General features: G+C 42.3%; 12 protein-coding genes. 3 read left to right on the forward strand and 9 right to left on the reverse strand.

Translation table 11 applies throughout. The annotated features are described in order from the left end of the window. Positions 1-40 precede the first annotated feature (40 nt). The gene (locus A7968_RS03245) at positions 41-1495 is read left to right on the forward strand and encodes a tetratricopeptide repeat-containing sulfotransferase family protein (RefSeq protein WP_064665119.1); all 1455 of its coding nucleotides are present in this window, start codon (positions 41-43) and stop codon (positions 1493-1495) included. Here the strand turns inward: A7968_RS03245 and A7968_RS03250 are convergent. Further along, positions 1449-2363 carry an alpha/beta fold hydrolase gene (locus A7968_RS03250; RefSeq protein WP_064665120.1) on the reverse strand — a complete coding sequence of 305 codons (915 nt, stop codon included), beginning with the start codon at positions 2361-2363 and terminating at the stop codon, positions 1449-1451. The genes A7968_RS03245 and A7968_RS03250 overlap by 47 nt on opposite strands. Positions 2364-2486: 123 nt before the next feature. Between A7968_RS03250 and rlmF the strand changes: the two genes are divergently transcribed. Together rlmF and ltaE are read left to right on the forward strand one after the other, a co-directional pair. Beyond that, positions 2487-3422 (forward strand): 23S rRNA (adenine(1618)-N(6))-methyltransferase RlmF, encoded by a 936-nt coding sequence (rlmF, locus tag A7968_RS03255; protein ID WP_064665121.1) that lies wholly within the window; start codon positions 2487-2489, stop codon positions 3420-3422. Positions 3423-3430: 8 nt separating this feature from the next. Further along, on the forward strand, positions 3431-4444 hold the full coding sequence (gene ltaE, locus A7968_RS03260; RefSeq protein WP_064665122.1) for a low-specificity L-threonine aldolase: 1014 nt from the start codon (positions 3431-3433) through the stop codon (positions 4442-4444). On the opposite strand, the gene A7968_RS03265 is transcribed toward ltaE, so the two are convergent. The 8 genes from A7968_RS03265 to A7968_RS03300 form a co-directional block, all read right to left on the reverse strand. Beyond that, on the reverse strand, positions 4421-5011 hold the full coding sequence (locus A7968_RS03265) for a thymidine kinase (protein WP_064665123.1): 591 nt from the start codon (positions 5009-5011) through the stop codon (positions 4421-4423). The two genes, ltaE and A7968_RS03265, sit on opposite strands and share 24 nt — an antisense overlap. Positions 5012-5145: 134 nt before the next feature. Beyond that, entirely contained in the window at positions 5146-5985 is an 840-nt protein-coding gene (locus A7968_RS03270) for a hypothetical protein (RefSeq protein WP_064665124.1), read from the reverse strand. Positions 5986-6063: 78 nt separating this feature from the next. Beyond that, positions 6064-6537 carry a methylated-DNA--[protein]-cysteine S-methyltransferase gene (locus A7968_RS03275; protein ID WP_064665125.1) on the reverse strand — a complete coding sequence of 158 codons (474 nt, stop codon included), beginning with the start codon at positions 6535-6537 and terminating at the stop codon, positions 6064-6066. Further along, positions 6534-7895: a DNA-3-methyladenine glycosylase 2 family protein gene (locus A7968_RS03280; protein ID WP_064665126.1), complete on the reverse strand. Its 1362-nt coding sequence runs from the start codon at positions 7893-7895 to the stop codon at positions 6534-6536. The genes A7968_RS03275 and A7968_RS03280 overlap by 4 nt, the downstream gene beginning before the upstream one ends. A 78-nt stretch (positions 7896-7973) precedes the next feature. Next, entirely contained in the window at positions 7974-8588 is a 615-nt protein-coding gene (locus tag A7968_RS03285) for a superoxide dismutase (RefSeq protein WP_064665127.1), read from the reverse strand. 31 nt (positions 8589-8619) lie between these two features. Further along, a complete protein-coding gene (locus tag A7968_RS03290; RefSeq protein WP_064665128.1) occupies positions 8620-9126 on the reverse strand; it encodes a DUF2753 family protein in 507 nt (168 codons plus the stop codon). Between the two features lie 91 nt (positions 9127-9217). Beyond that, positions 9218-9700, reverse strand: a complete 483-nt coding sequence (locus A7968_RS03295; RefSeq protein WP_064665129.1) for a GNAT family N-acetyltransferase — start codon at positions 9698-9700, stop codon at positions 9218-9220. Between the two features lie 22 nt (positions 9701-9722). Then, the gene (locus A7968_RS03300; protein ID WP_064665130.1) at positions 9723-14471 is read right to left on the reverse strand and encodes a PAS domain-containing protein; all 4749 of its coding nucleotides are present in this window, start codon (positions 14469-14471) and stop codon (positions 9723-9725) included. Positions 14472-14504 lie beyond the last annotated feature (33 nt).

Genomic DNA, 14504 nt, shown 5'->3' on the forward strand with positions numbered 1-14504 from the left:
TTCATTCTATAGTAACTAAAAAAACAAACAGCAGTGACGTATGCTACTGAAAAAAGCCAATCAATTACTTGCCGAAAATAAACTTCAAGAAGCAGAGTTTCACTTTAAAACCTTGCTAAACACCGATCCACAAAATGGCGAAGCACTGTTTGGTTTAGGCCGGATAGCCCTTAGATTAGAGCGATATGACGCAGCGGTTTATTTATTACAAAAAGCCTGTGAACGACTGCCTAATTTGTTGGAGCCGCTGCACGCGTTAGCTGATGCATTTAATGGCGTTAATGCACCAAACGATGCATTAACGGTACTTGAGTATGCAAAAAGTATTGCCAGCCATAATCCAGAGCCACACTATTACCTAGCACAACATTATTTAACCCATGGTGAAATAGACAAAGCACATACCACTTTTGCTCAAGCACTTAGCATTGGTTTATACCCTGTCACCGCGTATATTTTATTTGAATTAGTGCAACTTGGTCGCTTTGACAAACAGCATAATTACATCAGTAATTTGCATCATTTACTGACGCAAACAAATAACCTGCGATTAAAAATGGTGTGTTATTACGCCCTAGCAAAAAGTTATGATCAGCTCGATGATATAGAGCAAGCAGCTAATTATTATGAATTGGCGAATAAACTACAGCTACAATTGAGTAATTTCAGCACGGAACAATTAACGCCCTTTTATCAAAATATTATGCGCTACAACCCAAAGAGCTTATTTACTACAATCAAACCTGGCTTTAGCGGCACGGTTACACCGGTATTTATCATTGGTATGCCACGCAGCGGGTCAACATTATTAGAGCAAATATTAGCTTCACATAGTGAGTTTGCAAGCCTAGGTGAAGACCGTTGCATTAGTTCACAGGTGGTGCCATTTATTGAACAACACACGAAGCTTCCTTACCCGGAATGTATGGATGCACTCACCCCGCAATTAATTGAGCAAGCCCGTGCTATTTATACTGCGCGATTAAAACAAGCGAAGCCGATCCGTGCCTTTATGATCAATAAACTTCCGGCTAACTATCAATCACTTGGTCTGATTTATTGTTTATTTCCAAATGCTAAATTCATTAACTTACAACGCGACTTTAATGCCACGGCTTGGTCTGTTTATAGCAATTACTTTGCAGAAAATGAACCGTATTTTTGCTCACTACCTGAATTTACCCGTTACTTTGATTTATACCAAACGTTAATGGCGCATTGGCAACAGGCAATACCGGATGCGATTTTAAACGTTCATTATGAGCAACTCGTTGCTGATCCTATCAGCACTTTAACGCGCGTGTTTACATTTTTAGGGGCTGAATTTGAAGCGCAATGTTTGGATTTTTATAAAGCAAAGAATGCGGTAACAACCCTCAGTAAAGCGTCAGTGCGTCAACCACTCAATAGCAATGCGCTAGAGCGCTGGAAACGCTTTGAAGCGCCTCTTAAGACGCTATTGAATGATGCTCAAACCACGCCAGCAAATCCTTAAATTGATCGAGTTTAGCACTAGGATGAGTCAACATATTAATATGATCATAGTCAAATTGGTGGCCATGCTGTTTGCCGTACATTTGCAGCTTTTGCACGCCGAGTCCCGACTCTTCAATAAACTTTTCAATATCAACTTGTTGCGCAAGCGCCTTATCTTTCACACCACCAATATGTAAGGTCGGTGGTAATGTTAAGCTGGCTACTGTCTGTGCATAATCAAAACCATCGTCAGAATCTATCCAGGGTTTACGTTTAGCCCATTGCATACTTTGATAGTGCGACTTTTTAGTTTCATCATCACTGCCCCATTTCAGTTTTTTAGCCGGTAAATAACCATGCTTTTTTGCCAGTATTGGCGCTAAAAAATACCAGATCAGATTACCTTGCAAATATTTTTGCGGATGATGATTGTACAACGAACGTTTAGTGCCAAAGTAAGCACAGGCTTTTACATCATTAATATACTGAGGGAAACGCGCAAACACACTGTTCATCAATACACCGCCCCATGAATGAGCTACCCAGTAGGCTGGCGGCTTTCCTTCCCGCTCGGTAATTTTCGCAATAAAAGCAGGGATATCTTCAATAATGGCTTCTGTTTGACCATAATCAGCATGCTTTGAAATAGCCGGTTTGCTCTGACCCCGTCCCCTTAGATCAGCTACATAGCACACGTAGCCTTGCTCAGCCAAAAAAGGCGCTAAGCCCTTATTCGAATGGGTATAAAATATTTTGCCATTTTCCACAGCACCATGCATAAAGAATACCGCAGGGCCTGCCTCGTTACTGTTATCTGCAATTCTGCGTAAATGTAATGTTTGTTGTTCGGTAAGTTTAATAAACACCGACTCTTGTACAATCGCCATTTCAGTTCCTTGTTGTCATTGTTTTGAACCGTAACTCATCCTACCAGTATTTTAAACAAGATCACACGCTAATGTATTTCTCTGGTAAAATAACTTTTTTGTTTGCTAAGCTAATTATCTGTTATGAAATCAATGCCATTAAAATCAAAACTCCATCCTCGCAATCGCCATAATCAAGGTTATGACTTAGCGTATCTAACGAGCCAAGTGGCTGCGTTAAAACCCTATATAGTGCTCACCCCAAATGGCACTGAGAGTATTGATTTTAGTGATGAGCAAGCAGTTAAAATACTCAACCAAGCGCTGTTAAAAGCTTATTACAATGTTGAATTTTGGGATCTTCCCGTGGGTTATCTGTGCCCACCTATTCCCGGTCGTGTAGACTATATTCATTACCTTGCTGACTTATTAGCCGCTGACAATAACGCGCAAATTCCCACCGGCAAACATGTAAAAGTATTAGACATTGGCACCGGTGCAAACCTTGTTTACCCGCTCATTGGTAGCCATGAATATAACTGGCATTTTACCGCAAGTGATATTGACCCTGTTGCAATTAAACTTGCTAAGCAATTGGTACAATTTAATCAACGTAAAATCACCATTAAACAGCAAAAAAATCCACAGCAGATTTTTAAAGGTGTTATTAATAGTAAAGATCTATTTCACTTAACCTTGTGTAACCCGCCATTTCACGCAAGTGCAGAAGAGGCCAGTAAAGGCAGTGAACGTAAATGGAAAAATTTAGGTAAAAGTCCACGTAACGCACTTAATTTTGGCGGCCAACATAATGAGTTATGGTGTGAAGGTGGCGAGCAACAATTTATTGTAAATATGATCATCGAAAGTGAGCAATTCGCAGAGCAATGTATGTGGTTTACCTCGCTGGTATCTAAAAAAGACACGTTACCGGCATTACACGCACAGTTGCAAAAACTGCCTGTTGCTGAAGTAAAAGTAGTAGAGATGGCGCAAGGCCAAAAAGTAAGCCGCTTTATTGCATGGAGCTATTTTGATCAAGCTACTCGTGCAGAGATCTGCCAACAATTTACAGCCTAGGAGGCACCATGATTGATTTTCGTTCAGATACCGTAACCCTGCCATGTAAAGCCATGCGTGATGTTATGCACACCGCACCTTTAGGTGACGATGTGTATGGCGATGATCCCAGTGTTAATGCACTTGAAGCATTTGCTGCACAGCGTCACGGTTTTGCCAGCGCCCTATTTTGCAGCTCTGGCACCCAAGCTAATTTATTGGCATTAATGGCGCACTGTGAACGAGGTGACGAGTACCTCTGTGGGCAAGCCGCGCATAATTATAAATTCGAAGGCGGCGGTGCCGCTGTACTTGGCTCTATTCAACCACAGCCAATTGAAAATGAAGCTGATGGCAGCTTGTGCTTTGACAAACTACGCGCGGCAATCAAGCCCGATGACTTTCATTTTGCAAATACCCGCTTGCTTAGCCTAGAAAACACTATAGGCGGAAAAGTACTGCCAATTAGTTACTTAGCTAAAGCCCGCCAATTTACGCAACAGCATCAATTAGCGCTACACTTAGACGGTGCTCGGGTTTATAACGCCGCTGTTGCACTGCAAGTAGATATTACTGAAATTACCCGTCATTTTGACTCTGTCTCTGTTTGTTTATCAAAAGGATTAGGCGCACCGGTTGGTTCATTATTACTTGGCTCTATTGAGCTTATCAATAAAGCAAGACGATGGCGTAAAGTACTTGGCGGCGGTATGCGCCAAGCTGGTATGCTTGCAGCTGCCGGGCACTACGCGCTTGAGCACAATGTTAGCCGACTTACAGATGATCACGCCAATGCCCGCTATTTAGCGCAGCTGCTCAATGAAATTGCAGGATTTCACGTTGATTTAGCAAAAGATACCACTAACATGGTGTACGCACAGGTTGCCCATAATATCGATATTCACTCACTGGCACAGCAGCTAAAAGCCAAGGGCATTTTATTCAGCCCGAATAAAACCTTACGTTTAGTGATCCACTTAGGTGTTACTCGCGCTGATATTGAACTATTTATAGCTGAATTAACTGCTGCGCTGCATGTTTAACGCGGCTTTATAATGTTTGCGGCAAACTGATACATAGCGATCATTGCCGCCAATTTCTACTTGGTTACCATCGGCAATTGCCTCACCATTTTCATCAGTACGTAATACGTGGTTTGCCTTACGTCCACAGTGACAAACTGTTTTTAGCTCAATCAACTTATCTGCCCAAGCGAGTAAGTATTGCGAGCCGCTAAATAACTCGCCCCTAAAATCATTACGTAAACCGTAGCACAATACGGGAATACCTAACTCATCAACCACATCGGTTAATTGCATGACTTGCTCGCGAGATAAAAACTGGCATTCATCCACCAGCACACAGTGGCGCTTTTGCTCACTATTAAGCTGTTGGATCAGTTCAAACACATCTTTTTCTGCATCAAAAATATGTGCATCAGCTTGTAAGCCAATTCGCGATGACACTTTGCCAACACCGGCACGGTCATCCAACGCGGCAGTTAAAATAACCGGCTCCATACCCCGTTCGCGGTAATTAAATGCTGATTGTAATAACGTGGTAGATTTACCTGCGTTCATTGCAGAATAATAAAAATACAGCTGTGCCATGGAAGTGCCTGCCCTGAAAAAAGTGCGCTAATGCTACCTTAATCTTGATTGAACATCACCTTTTAACATTCCTATATTTAACCAGTGAGCTTAGTAAGCTCTAAACAGTTGCCAAAAAGAGCAATCAACACTGCTTAATATCGATCAGTACTGGCCACTTGATTAGTTTGATTAAGATGCTCAACAAACAGCTTAGCGCTATCTTGGTTTGCTAAAACACGCCAAATACGCTCGCTGAGCGGTTGATGTTGTTGATAAAATGTTTTTGAAAACAACAAATATCCTTGCGCTGTGGTAACCGGTGGATAGATGGTTTTTACTGTTGAGTTATCTCGGCGGCTAGTGACTTTATGGCGGCCAATTTGACACAGCTCAATGCTGGCATCAGCGACCCCACGCGCTATTAACTCAATGGCTTTATCGATAGATGCTGTATGCTCGATAAAAAAGGGTTCTTGAGCAAGGGTTTTATTTAATTTATAACCTTGCGGGATTGCAAGCGTAAATGCTTTTGTTTGAAATACTTCGCGGCTTTGCCACTGCTTATGAAACTTACTGCTGCCTATTAAACAACTACTGAATTCGGCTAAAGCCAGTGAAGCGTCTGGTTGCTGCGATTTCGTCAGTGGGTATTGGCCAAATGCAGTGCGATCAGCGCGATACCCCGCTATCACTGCATTGACTTTATTACTGCGTAAATCCGATAAACAAGCTTGCCATGGTTTTTGTACATAACGAATGGACACCTCGGCAAGTTTATTATCAATACGTTGCATCACATCTAGCAAAGCATCAGGAGCATTCAGTGGTACATCACTGCCCTCACTTAAAAAATGCGATGCGGCAGTTTTATCTTCATAGCAAAAAATAAGCTCTGTGCTTTTTGCTTGCAAGGGACTTAGCCACAGTACACAACAACTAAACAATAACACAACGCCCCATCGGTTTTCCTTAACACGCTTATTTGCTTTCATTTTATCTGTAACCCTTAGACATCAATAGCTAAAGTGTAGACCGAAAAAACAAATTGTTTAGTCATAATATAAAAAAGTTTAGATGATCCCTTCGTGTTCTAGTAACCATTGTTTACGCGCTAAACCTCCTGCATAACCTGTAAGTTTACCGTTGGCGCCAATGATCCGATGACATGGCACAATAATGCTGATCGGATTTTTACCATTGGCAGCACCCACCGCCCGCACAGCTTTGGGGTTACTTAATGCATTAGCAATATCAGAGTAACTTTGTGTGTGTCCAAATGGCACTGCGATTAGCGCCTGCCATACTGCTTGCTGGAAAACAGTGCCTTGGGTCGCTAAAGTGACATCAAAGTCTGTACGCTCACCTGCAAAGTACTCATTAAGTTGCGCGGCACAATTTAAAATATGCGGCAACTCAACTTCTGCAAACGGGGTGTCTGGGCACTCTATAACAGGGTAAAAACCGACATAACTTACGCCATCTTGATTACCTTGAATAATAATGTCATCAATTGGGCTGGGTATTCTGGTTTGGATCAGGGTCATATTAATTGCTGCCATAGCTGAAAGGTTAAATACGAGCGAAATGGTGCGCATAGCTCATCATTAAATGGTTTTGCCCCCGCCTGTGCTTTTTTAACGCCTAAATCCCCCGCTAATAAAATATCGGGCTGACTTTGGCCGCGTAATTTTGCATAGTTAACAGTCCAAGGACCAATTCCTTTGAGCGCCAGCCATTGATCTAGCTGCTGGCAATCAGGGTTATCGGCGCAAAATTGCGCTAAATTACACAGTGCATTTTTTCGCGCTTGCGGCATTTTAAAAAATGCCAGCTCACTGTTTGCCACCACCTCTGGGGTTGGAAAATACACCCGCTCACCATCTCGTTCCCCCAATTCAGTCACCAGCAGAGTCACTAAGTTATGCGCGGCAGTGACACTGACCTGTTGACCAAGCACGGCACGAATACCCGCTTCGAAAACAGACCAAATGCCCGGCAACCGCAGTCCCTGAGTTAACGGCAACGCGCCATCTAGTTGGGTCGCTAAATGCTGTTCTATCTGCGCTGTATCAGCATCTAAATCGAGTACTCTGCGAATTTCACTTAAAACAGGCTGTAAAAAACGCGGCTGGTCAATATTAATGCTGACTAGAAAATGATGTTTATCTTCTACAAATTCAGCCGTAAATTGGCCTTGGCAATGCTGATTTTTAAAGCTGCGACCATAGTGTGTTTCGCCAAGCCACTCCAAAGGTGAAATTAACCGCTTGGCTAAAAATTGCTGTAGCGCAGCCCAATTATAGGGAGGCCGAAAAGGTAATTTAAGGGTCAGCACGGCACTTGTTGTGCTGCGCTGACCACGCATTTTGGAGGGGCAAATATGCAACTGCTGTAAAAACGCATCATTAAAACGACGAATACTGTTAAAGCCCGCCGCAAATGCCACTTGGGATACCGGCAGCGTTGTTTCTTGTAATAATTTTTTTGCAAAATGGCACTGATTAAATAATCGATACTGAGTGACTGAAATACCAAAATGTTGCTGAAAAAGCTGCCTTAAATAGCGGCTACTCACGCCTAGTCGCTCAGCTAATTGCTCACAGCTTTGCTGCGTTGTTAAGTCACTGTCTATCAACTGTTTAGCGCGCAGCGCTGTGGTTTTAGTACCTTGCCATGCGCTACTGCCTGGCGCGCTGTCAGGGCGACAGCGAATGCACGGACGAAACCCAGCCTGCGCAGCATTGTGTGCATATTGAAAGTATTCTACGTTTTGCTCTTTTGCTGTAGGGGCAGGACAAATCGGCCGACAATAAATACCGGTGCTTTTAACGGCGATAAAAAAGAGTCCATCAAAACGATGGTCACGGCTTTGTCTGGCAAGTTGCCAATGGCTAGTATCCATAAGGTGCTCTTAACTATACATCTGCTTATAGAGTACGTGAAAAACCACAGTTTACTAGCCATTTTCGGCACTCAACCTTTATTTGCTGATTGCAGCTAAATAACGACGCTCAACCTCAGCCCAATTTATTACATTATAAAAAGCGGCAATATATTCAGGACGACGATTTTGATATTTAAGGTAATAGGCGTGCTCCCACACATCTAAACCTAAAATCGGCGTATGCCCATGCATTAATGGACTGTCTTGATTTAAGCTACTTTCCACCACAAGCTGGTTATTTTTATTGACACTTAACCAGGCCCAGCCACTGCCAAAACGGCTCACCGCCGCCGCAGTAAATGCCTCTTTAAAACTGTCAAAGCCGCCAAGTTGCGCATTTATGGCGGTTAATAACTCGCCTGTTGGTTGGCCACCGCCACTAGGGCTCATTACAGTCCAAAATAATGAATGATTTGCATGACCGCCACCGTGCTCTTGCACCACTTTTTGTAACTCAGTTGGCAAAACCTCAATCTTTGCTAATAACTCATGCACATCCGTATCGCCATACTCGGTACTCTCAAGTGCCGCATTGGCTTTATTAATATACGTTTGATGGTGCAAAGTATGGTGTATTTCCATGGTTTTAGCATCTAAGTGTGGTTCTAATGCATCATATTCATAGGGTAACGCGGGTAATGTAAATGCCATGATTGCTCCTTAAGGGCATAGGGTTGATTGCTCAATGCAATGTAATATGTTGGTCGGGTGTATAACTTAATGTTTGGTTTATTCTGTCAATCAAGTGAGGTTGATGATTATGTACTTTGGCAAACTGCACTAGCTCTAGGTAAGTTTTGTGATGATGGTGCGCCACCACAGTACGTACCGTATTGCATGGATGCATAATTAAATGACTTAAGGTGATGTGTACATCGCACAACCACTGACAGGCTTGCTCTGTTTGGTTCATTGCGCGGTAAGTGTCGGCTAGATTGTGCGCCGCAACAACCAGCGCAGGGCAGCAATGTTCAATCGCAGTGAGCACAGATTGGCATATTGTGGCTTGGCTAAATTGGCTTAAAAGATGTGAGGCCAAAGTGTGTGCGGTTGTGTATTTATCTCTCGCCTCAAGTAAAGCGCCTCGTTCAAAAGCGTAATTACCCGCCATAATATTGGCTTGCCAAGGACTCAGAGCCTGATCAACACATGGAAGTTCTGCGACCGTAGTACGCTGAAACTGTGTCATAAAAATCACCTGCGCAGATTAATTGATGTGTTTAATTTACACATCAAAACAACCAAACGCAAATGATTTTTATTTATATTTCTTTTGCGTTTTATTTCTCTGCAAAATCAATTAACGCTTGCCCTGTTAATCGATAAATAATCCACTCATTTTGGGGCTCAGCGCCCATACTGTTATAAAAGTCGATGGCAGGTTGATTCCAATCAAGTACCACCCATTCAAAACGCCCGCAGTCTTTAGCTATAGCTTGGCGTGCCAAATGTTGCATTATTAACTTGCCAGCACCTTTACCACGGCTATCAGGGCTAACATAAAGATCTTCTAAATACAGGCCATTTTTACCAAGCCAGGTAGAGTAATTATAAAAATAAACGGCAAAGCCGATGGGGGTATCCTCCTCTAAACAGATAACGCTGTGTGCTGTGGCCCCTTCACTGAACAAGGTTTTTAAAATTGCCTGCTCGTCTGTTTTTACTGCATCGGGTTCTTTTTCATACACTGCAAGCTCAGTAATAAAGTGCAAAATTGTTGCAGCATCGCTAGGAACTGCGTCTCTTAAAATAATATCGGTCATAAATTCTCTTTTTTACTGCGTGTTAATACTGCTCGAGTTTATCTTTGAGCGTTTGTAATTGAATTGGCTTAGCAAGGTAATCATCCATACCGCAAGCTAAACACTGCTGTTTATCTTCATCCATTGCATTAGCCGTTAACGCTATAATGGTCAGCTGCTGATGTTTGCTGCCAGCCTGTCCTGCACGAATAGCACGTGTGGCATCAAAACCATCCATAATCGGCATTTGGCAATCCATCAAAATTAAGTGAAAACGCCCCGCTGGTGCTACGGCTAAAATATCGATCGCGTGTTGGCCATTTTCCGCTAAGGTCACTTCATAGTTTAACTTGCCTAACATCAGCTTAGAGACCTGCTGATTAATGGGGTTATCTTCAACCAAAAGTAGGTGTCGATTTTGCTCATAGCCACTGCGCAGCGATGAAATATAGCTTGATGTAACTAAAGGTAAATCGGCGCCCCCTCCGCCATGAGCAATCACCGCCATGGCGCTGATCAAATCTGCCGTAGTGATTGGTTTTGGAAAATACGCTTGGAACCCTGCGTCGCTAAAGCGCTGGACTCCTTCCATACCCGCAATACTGGTCATCATGACTAGAGGCATTGCTTTAAAATTATCATCGGCTTTTAACTTTCTACACAGTGCTAGGCCATCCATTTCAGGCATTTGCATATCCAGCACGGCAATATCATACAAATTAAGGTTATCTGCGAGACGTTTTTCACATAACTGCAAGGCCTGTGCGGCATTACAGGCAAGCTCAACTTTAGCGCCCCAATGAGCAAGCTGTTGGCTTATCACAATACGATTGGTTTCATTATCATCAACCACCAATATCGTGAGCTTAGTCATATCTATGGTGGGTATACTACGCTCAGTTTCACTTCCCGGCTCTAGCATCACGGTTGCGGTAAACTCACAACCTTGCCCTACTTCACTGACTAACGTTACTTCTCCACCCATTAGCTCACACAGCTGTTTACTGATCGCTAAACCTAATCCAGTGCCGCCGTATTCACGGGTAGTCGAGGCATCCACTTGCGAAAATGGGCTAAATAAATCTTTTTGCTTAGCTTTATCAATTCCAATTCCCGAATCCTTTACACAAATACTCAGCTGATACTGGTTAGCAACCGCAGTGATTGTTGCTGTGATAACTACCTCCCCTTGCGGCGTAAATTTAACGGCATTACTTAGCAAGTTAGTTAACACTTGGCGAATTCGTCCTGGATCGCCTCTAAAGTGCGTTGGCACCACCGCCACCAAATCAAGAATGATTTCGATATCTTTATCTTGCGCTGCAAGCGCTTGCGACTCTGCTACCTCGCCAAGTAAGTTACATACATTGAAATTGATATTCTCAAGCTCAATTTTACCCGCTTCAACTTTTGAAAAATCTAAAATGTCATTGATCACCGACAGCAGCGAATGCGCGCTATTTTTAGCGATTGCCACTTTAGTTTGCACCGATTTTGGTAGGGTTTCGAGTCCTATCAGCTCTAACATCCCCAATACACCATTCATTGGGGTGCGTATTTCATGACTCATGGTCGCTAAAAACTGACTCTTTGCGGTTGTGGCCGCATTGGCTTTAACTAAGGCAACTTTTAACTCTTCAGCAGTTTGCCTGCGGCTTTGCGACATCAACACACTGCCAACTAAGGTCGCTAATGAACGCAAATAGGTTTCTTCGTTTTGACTCCAAGTACGATACTCGCCAACGCTTTCAGCGCAAAGCACCCCTAAAATTCCCTCGCCGGTTGAGATCACCGCATCAAGCATAGAGTTGATATTCAAATCTGCAATATAGTTATCAATAAACTCGACTGTCGCAGGATGATTATAAACATCATCTATTGCTACTAAGCCTTGTTCAAAAATCGATTGGTAATAAATTGGAAAATCGCTGGCTTTAAGCACTAACGATTGCTCAACAAATCCTTGCTGCTCTACAAACAAACTCATGCAATGCATTTCATCGTTAAGCCCATCAAACAACCACACCGAGGCCCGTTGCACACCTAAGACTTCGCACATAGACTGCACAACTAAGCTTTTCACGTCATCAAAGTTACCCGCTAACACCTCAGGTGACACCGTTAAGCTTGCCAAGTTTTTATTGTACTGATTGGCTTTTTTACTCTCTAATTCAAGGTGCTTATGAGTATCAATATTTTGGAAGGAACCATACACACGAATACAACGACCATTTTTATATTCAGCTTGGCCAATTGATTTAACCCAGCATTCATTGCCAAGTGCCGTCACTATAATTAATTCAATTTCCCAACTGTTACCTGTTATTATGGCATCTTTGAATAACTGACTGATCCTATCTCGGTGATAACCTTCCTTGTAAAAATCAAGTGCTTGACTAATAACTGGTTGATAATCTTCAGCTACTTCATGGATTGCTTTCACTTCGTCTGACCAATACATAGTATTGGTTTCTAAATCGACTTCCCAAGCACCAATTTGACCTTGCTTACTCATTGCTTCAAGGAGGCTTTGCTGGCGATAAAGTTGCGACTGGGTGTGGTAACGCTCTGTAATATCATGAATAAAGCCATCTAAATACAAGACATTACCGGCGTGGTCGTACACGGCTTGACCTTTTTCATGCACCCAATGGGTACTGCCGTCCAAAGCAAGTATACGGTATTCTACAGACCATGGCTGATGGGCTTCAATATCAATTCTCACCTTCTGCGCTACGTTTGCAACATCATCAGGGTGAATTAACTCAACAAAGCTCAGCTTATAATTATCAACCAAGTCATTTGGTTCATAGCCGGTGATAACTTTTGTTTGCTCACTCAGATACAGCATGCTCCATTGCTCATCATATTTACAGCGATAAACAATACCTGGAATATTTCCAACCAGTGACACAAATCGGTCACGACTTAATTGCAATTGTGTTTCTGTCTCTTTTCGCTCAGTGATATCAAGGTGAGTACCTATCATGCGCTTTGGTGAGCCATCACTATTTCGCTCCACGATACGTCCGGTGCTCAGTACCCATACCCAATGACCAAGACGATGCAACATGCGAACTTCGCAAACATAATAGTCGCTTTCACCGGCAAAATGTTGTTCTAAAAGCTGCCCTGAGCTGACAAGATCATCTGGATGAGTATATTTACTCCAGGTATTAAAGTCAGTCGGTTGCAGCTCTTCCAAGGTATAACCGATAATACTCGCCCAACGGTTATTAAAGTATGCTTTGCCGGTATCTACATACCAATCCCAAATTCCCACGGCAGTACTATCGAGCACCAGTTGTAATTGTGTTTTATGCTGCTCAAGTTCTAATTCTTGAAGTTTTAAAGCTGTTATGTCGGTACGAATTGCAATATAACTTTGCGGCTTACCTTGTTCATCTAAAAAAGGCGCTACTGTGGTATCAACCCAATAAAAAGCGCCATTTTTAGCTCTATTACATATTTGTGCATGCCAAACTTTGCCCTCTTTAAGGGTTTTGTACATGCCTTTAAAAAAGCCTTTCGGATGGATACCTGAATTTAACAAGCGGTGATTTTGACCAATTAACTCGCTTTGACTATAACCACTAATTTCACAAAATTTACTGTTTACAAAGGTGATCTGCCCTTTTATGTCGGTCACTGCTACTATAGCGTGCTCGTCGAGAGCACTTTTTTGTTCCGCTAATTGTTGCAAAGCCAATTGCAGTTCTGCACTTTGCTGTTCAAGCCGTTCTTGTTGCTGGACTTTGCTGCTAACTAAATGTTCTAGATCAATCGAAAGCTGATGTAATTCACTGCTATCATCCAAAATAGGAATATTACTGCGCTCACCTTTCGTGATTTCTGCACTGGCATTGGCAAGAATAATAAACGGGCGAGATAAACGCCGTCCAAACCACCACGATAAGATTAAAATCACTAAAAATGCCAAACCATTGGCAAGTACGGCTGCAAACTTATAGTCACTGGCACTTTGCAACATCACGGCTGCGGGTTTCTCAACCAACAACTGCCAGCCGGTAGCATTGGCAAAATCCAAGTCAGTCAAAATAGCATAATGCAGGGTATTATCTGTTTTATGGTAAGTGAAAACATGCTCAGTATTTGCCGAATTTGTAAAAAAGTCAGCCTTTGGCAATAAATCGGGATGTAATTGAGCCCCCGTTATTTCGCCATTTTTGACGATAAAAAACGTCAGTTCTTCATTGTTATTATGGATATGCTCTAAATTATCGAGCAGACCTTGAAAATTAACATCCACTATAATTATTGCATGTAAACCGCGTTGATTATCTACCATAGGTAACGCGACAAAATGATGTATTTTCGCCCCCACTGTTGATACAAATACACTTTTTTGTCCTTGCTCTATGGCCGCGAGCATGGCAATTAACTGATCGCGGTTTAGGGCTGGTAAAGCACCGTTATTAACAGGGTTTGGCGTATTTAAGGGGTCGAAAATAATATGAATTTCATTAACAAAATCGTATCGAGCAACAAACTCATCAATCAATAGTTGTTTATTAAGTTGACTGTGACTGAGTTGATCATTTAATAAATAAAGATCTTTAATATGATCAGCAAACCAAATATCAGCAAATTGCTTACCAATACTACTTAGTTCGCCAAGTTCGGTATGGGCACTTTTTTCAAGAGAGTTGCTTACATGTTGAAAACTGAACCAAGACATTAGAAATAAAGGCGCGAGCGCAATTACAATAAACGTTACAATCAGCTTAGTCCGTATAGATTGGCCTTTATTCTTTATCAGGCTGTTTAGCATCGTATTTCCATTATCAACATTAATATATTTAAT

Origin of the sequence: Pseudoalteromonas prydzensis (genome assembly GCF_001661495.1) — a bacterium.
GTDB classification, from domain to species: Bacteria; Pseudomonadota; Gammaproteobacteria; order Enterobacterales; family Alteromonadaceae; genus Pseudoalteromonas; species Pseudoalteromonas prydzensis.

What these genes read in the sequence shown, in the direction of transcription:
- A7968_RS03245 (WP_064665119.1), top strand. Translation starts at nt 41, where the DNA reads ATGCTACTGAAAAAAGCCAATCAATTACTTGCCGAAAATAAACTTCAA.
- A7968_RS03250 (WP_064665120.1), bottom strand. Translation starts at nt 2,363, where the DNA reads ATGGCGATTGTACAAGAGTCGGTGTTTATTAAACTTACCGAACAACAA.
- rlmF (WP_064665121.1), top strand. Translation starts at nt 2,487, where the DNA reads ATGAAATCAATGCCATTAAAATCAAAACTCCATCCTCGCAATCGCCAT.
- ltaE (WP_064665122.1), top strand. Translation starts at nt 3,431, where the DNA reads ATGATTGATTTTCGTTCAGATACCGTAACCCTGCCATGTAAAGCCATG.
- A7968_RS03265 (WP_064665123.1), bottom strand. Translation starts at nt 5,011, where the DNA reads ATGGCACAGCTGTATTTTTATTATTCTGCAATGAACGCAGGTAAATCT.
- A7968_RS03270 (WP_064665124.1), bottom strand. Translation starts at nt 5,985, where the DNA reads ATGAAAGCAAATAAGCGTGTTAAGGAAAACCGATGGGGCGTTGTGTTA.
- A7968_RS03275 (WP_064665125.1), bottom strand. Translation starts at nt 6,537, where the DNA reads ATGACCCTGATCCAAACCAGAATACCCAGCCCAATTGATGACATTATT.
- A7968_RS03280 (WP_064665126.1), bottom strand. Translation starts at nt 7,895, where the DNA reads ATGGATACTAGCCATTGGCAACTTGCCAGACAAAGCCGTGACCATCGT.
- A7968_RS03285 (WP_064665127.1), bottom strand. Translation starts at nt 8,588, where the DNA reads ATGGCATTTACATTACCCGCGTTACCCTATGAATATGATGCATTAGAA.
- A7968_RS03290 (WP_064665128.1), bottom strand. Translation starts at nt 9,126, where the DNA reads ATGACACAGTTTCAGCGTACTACGGTCGCAGAACTTCCATGTGTTGAT.
- A7968_RS03295 (WP_064665129.1), bottom strand. Translation starts at nt 9,700, where the DNA reads ATGACCGATATTATTTTAAGAGACGCAGTTCCTAGCGATGCTGCAACA.
- A7968_RS03300 (WP_064665130.1), bottom strand. Translation starts at nt 14,471, where the DNA reads ATGCTAAACAGCCTGATAAAGAATAAAGGCCAATCTATACGGACTAAG.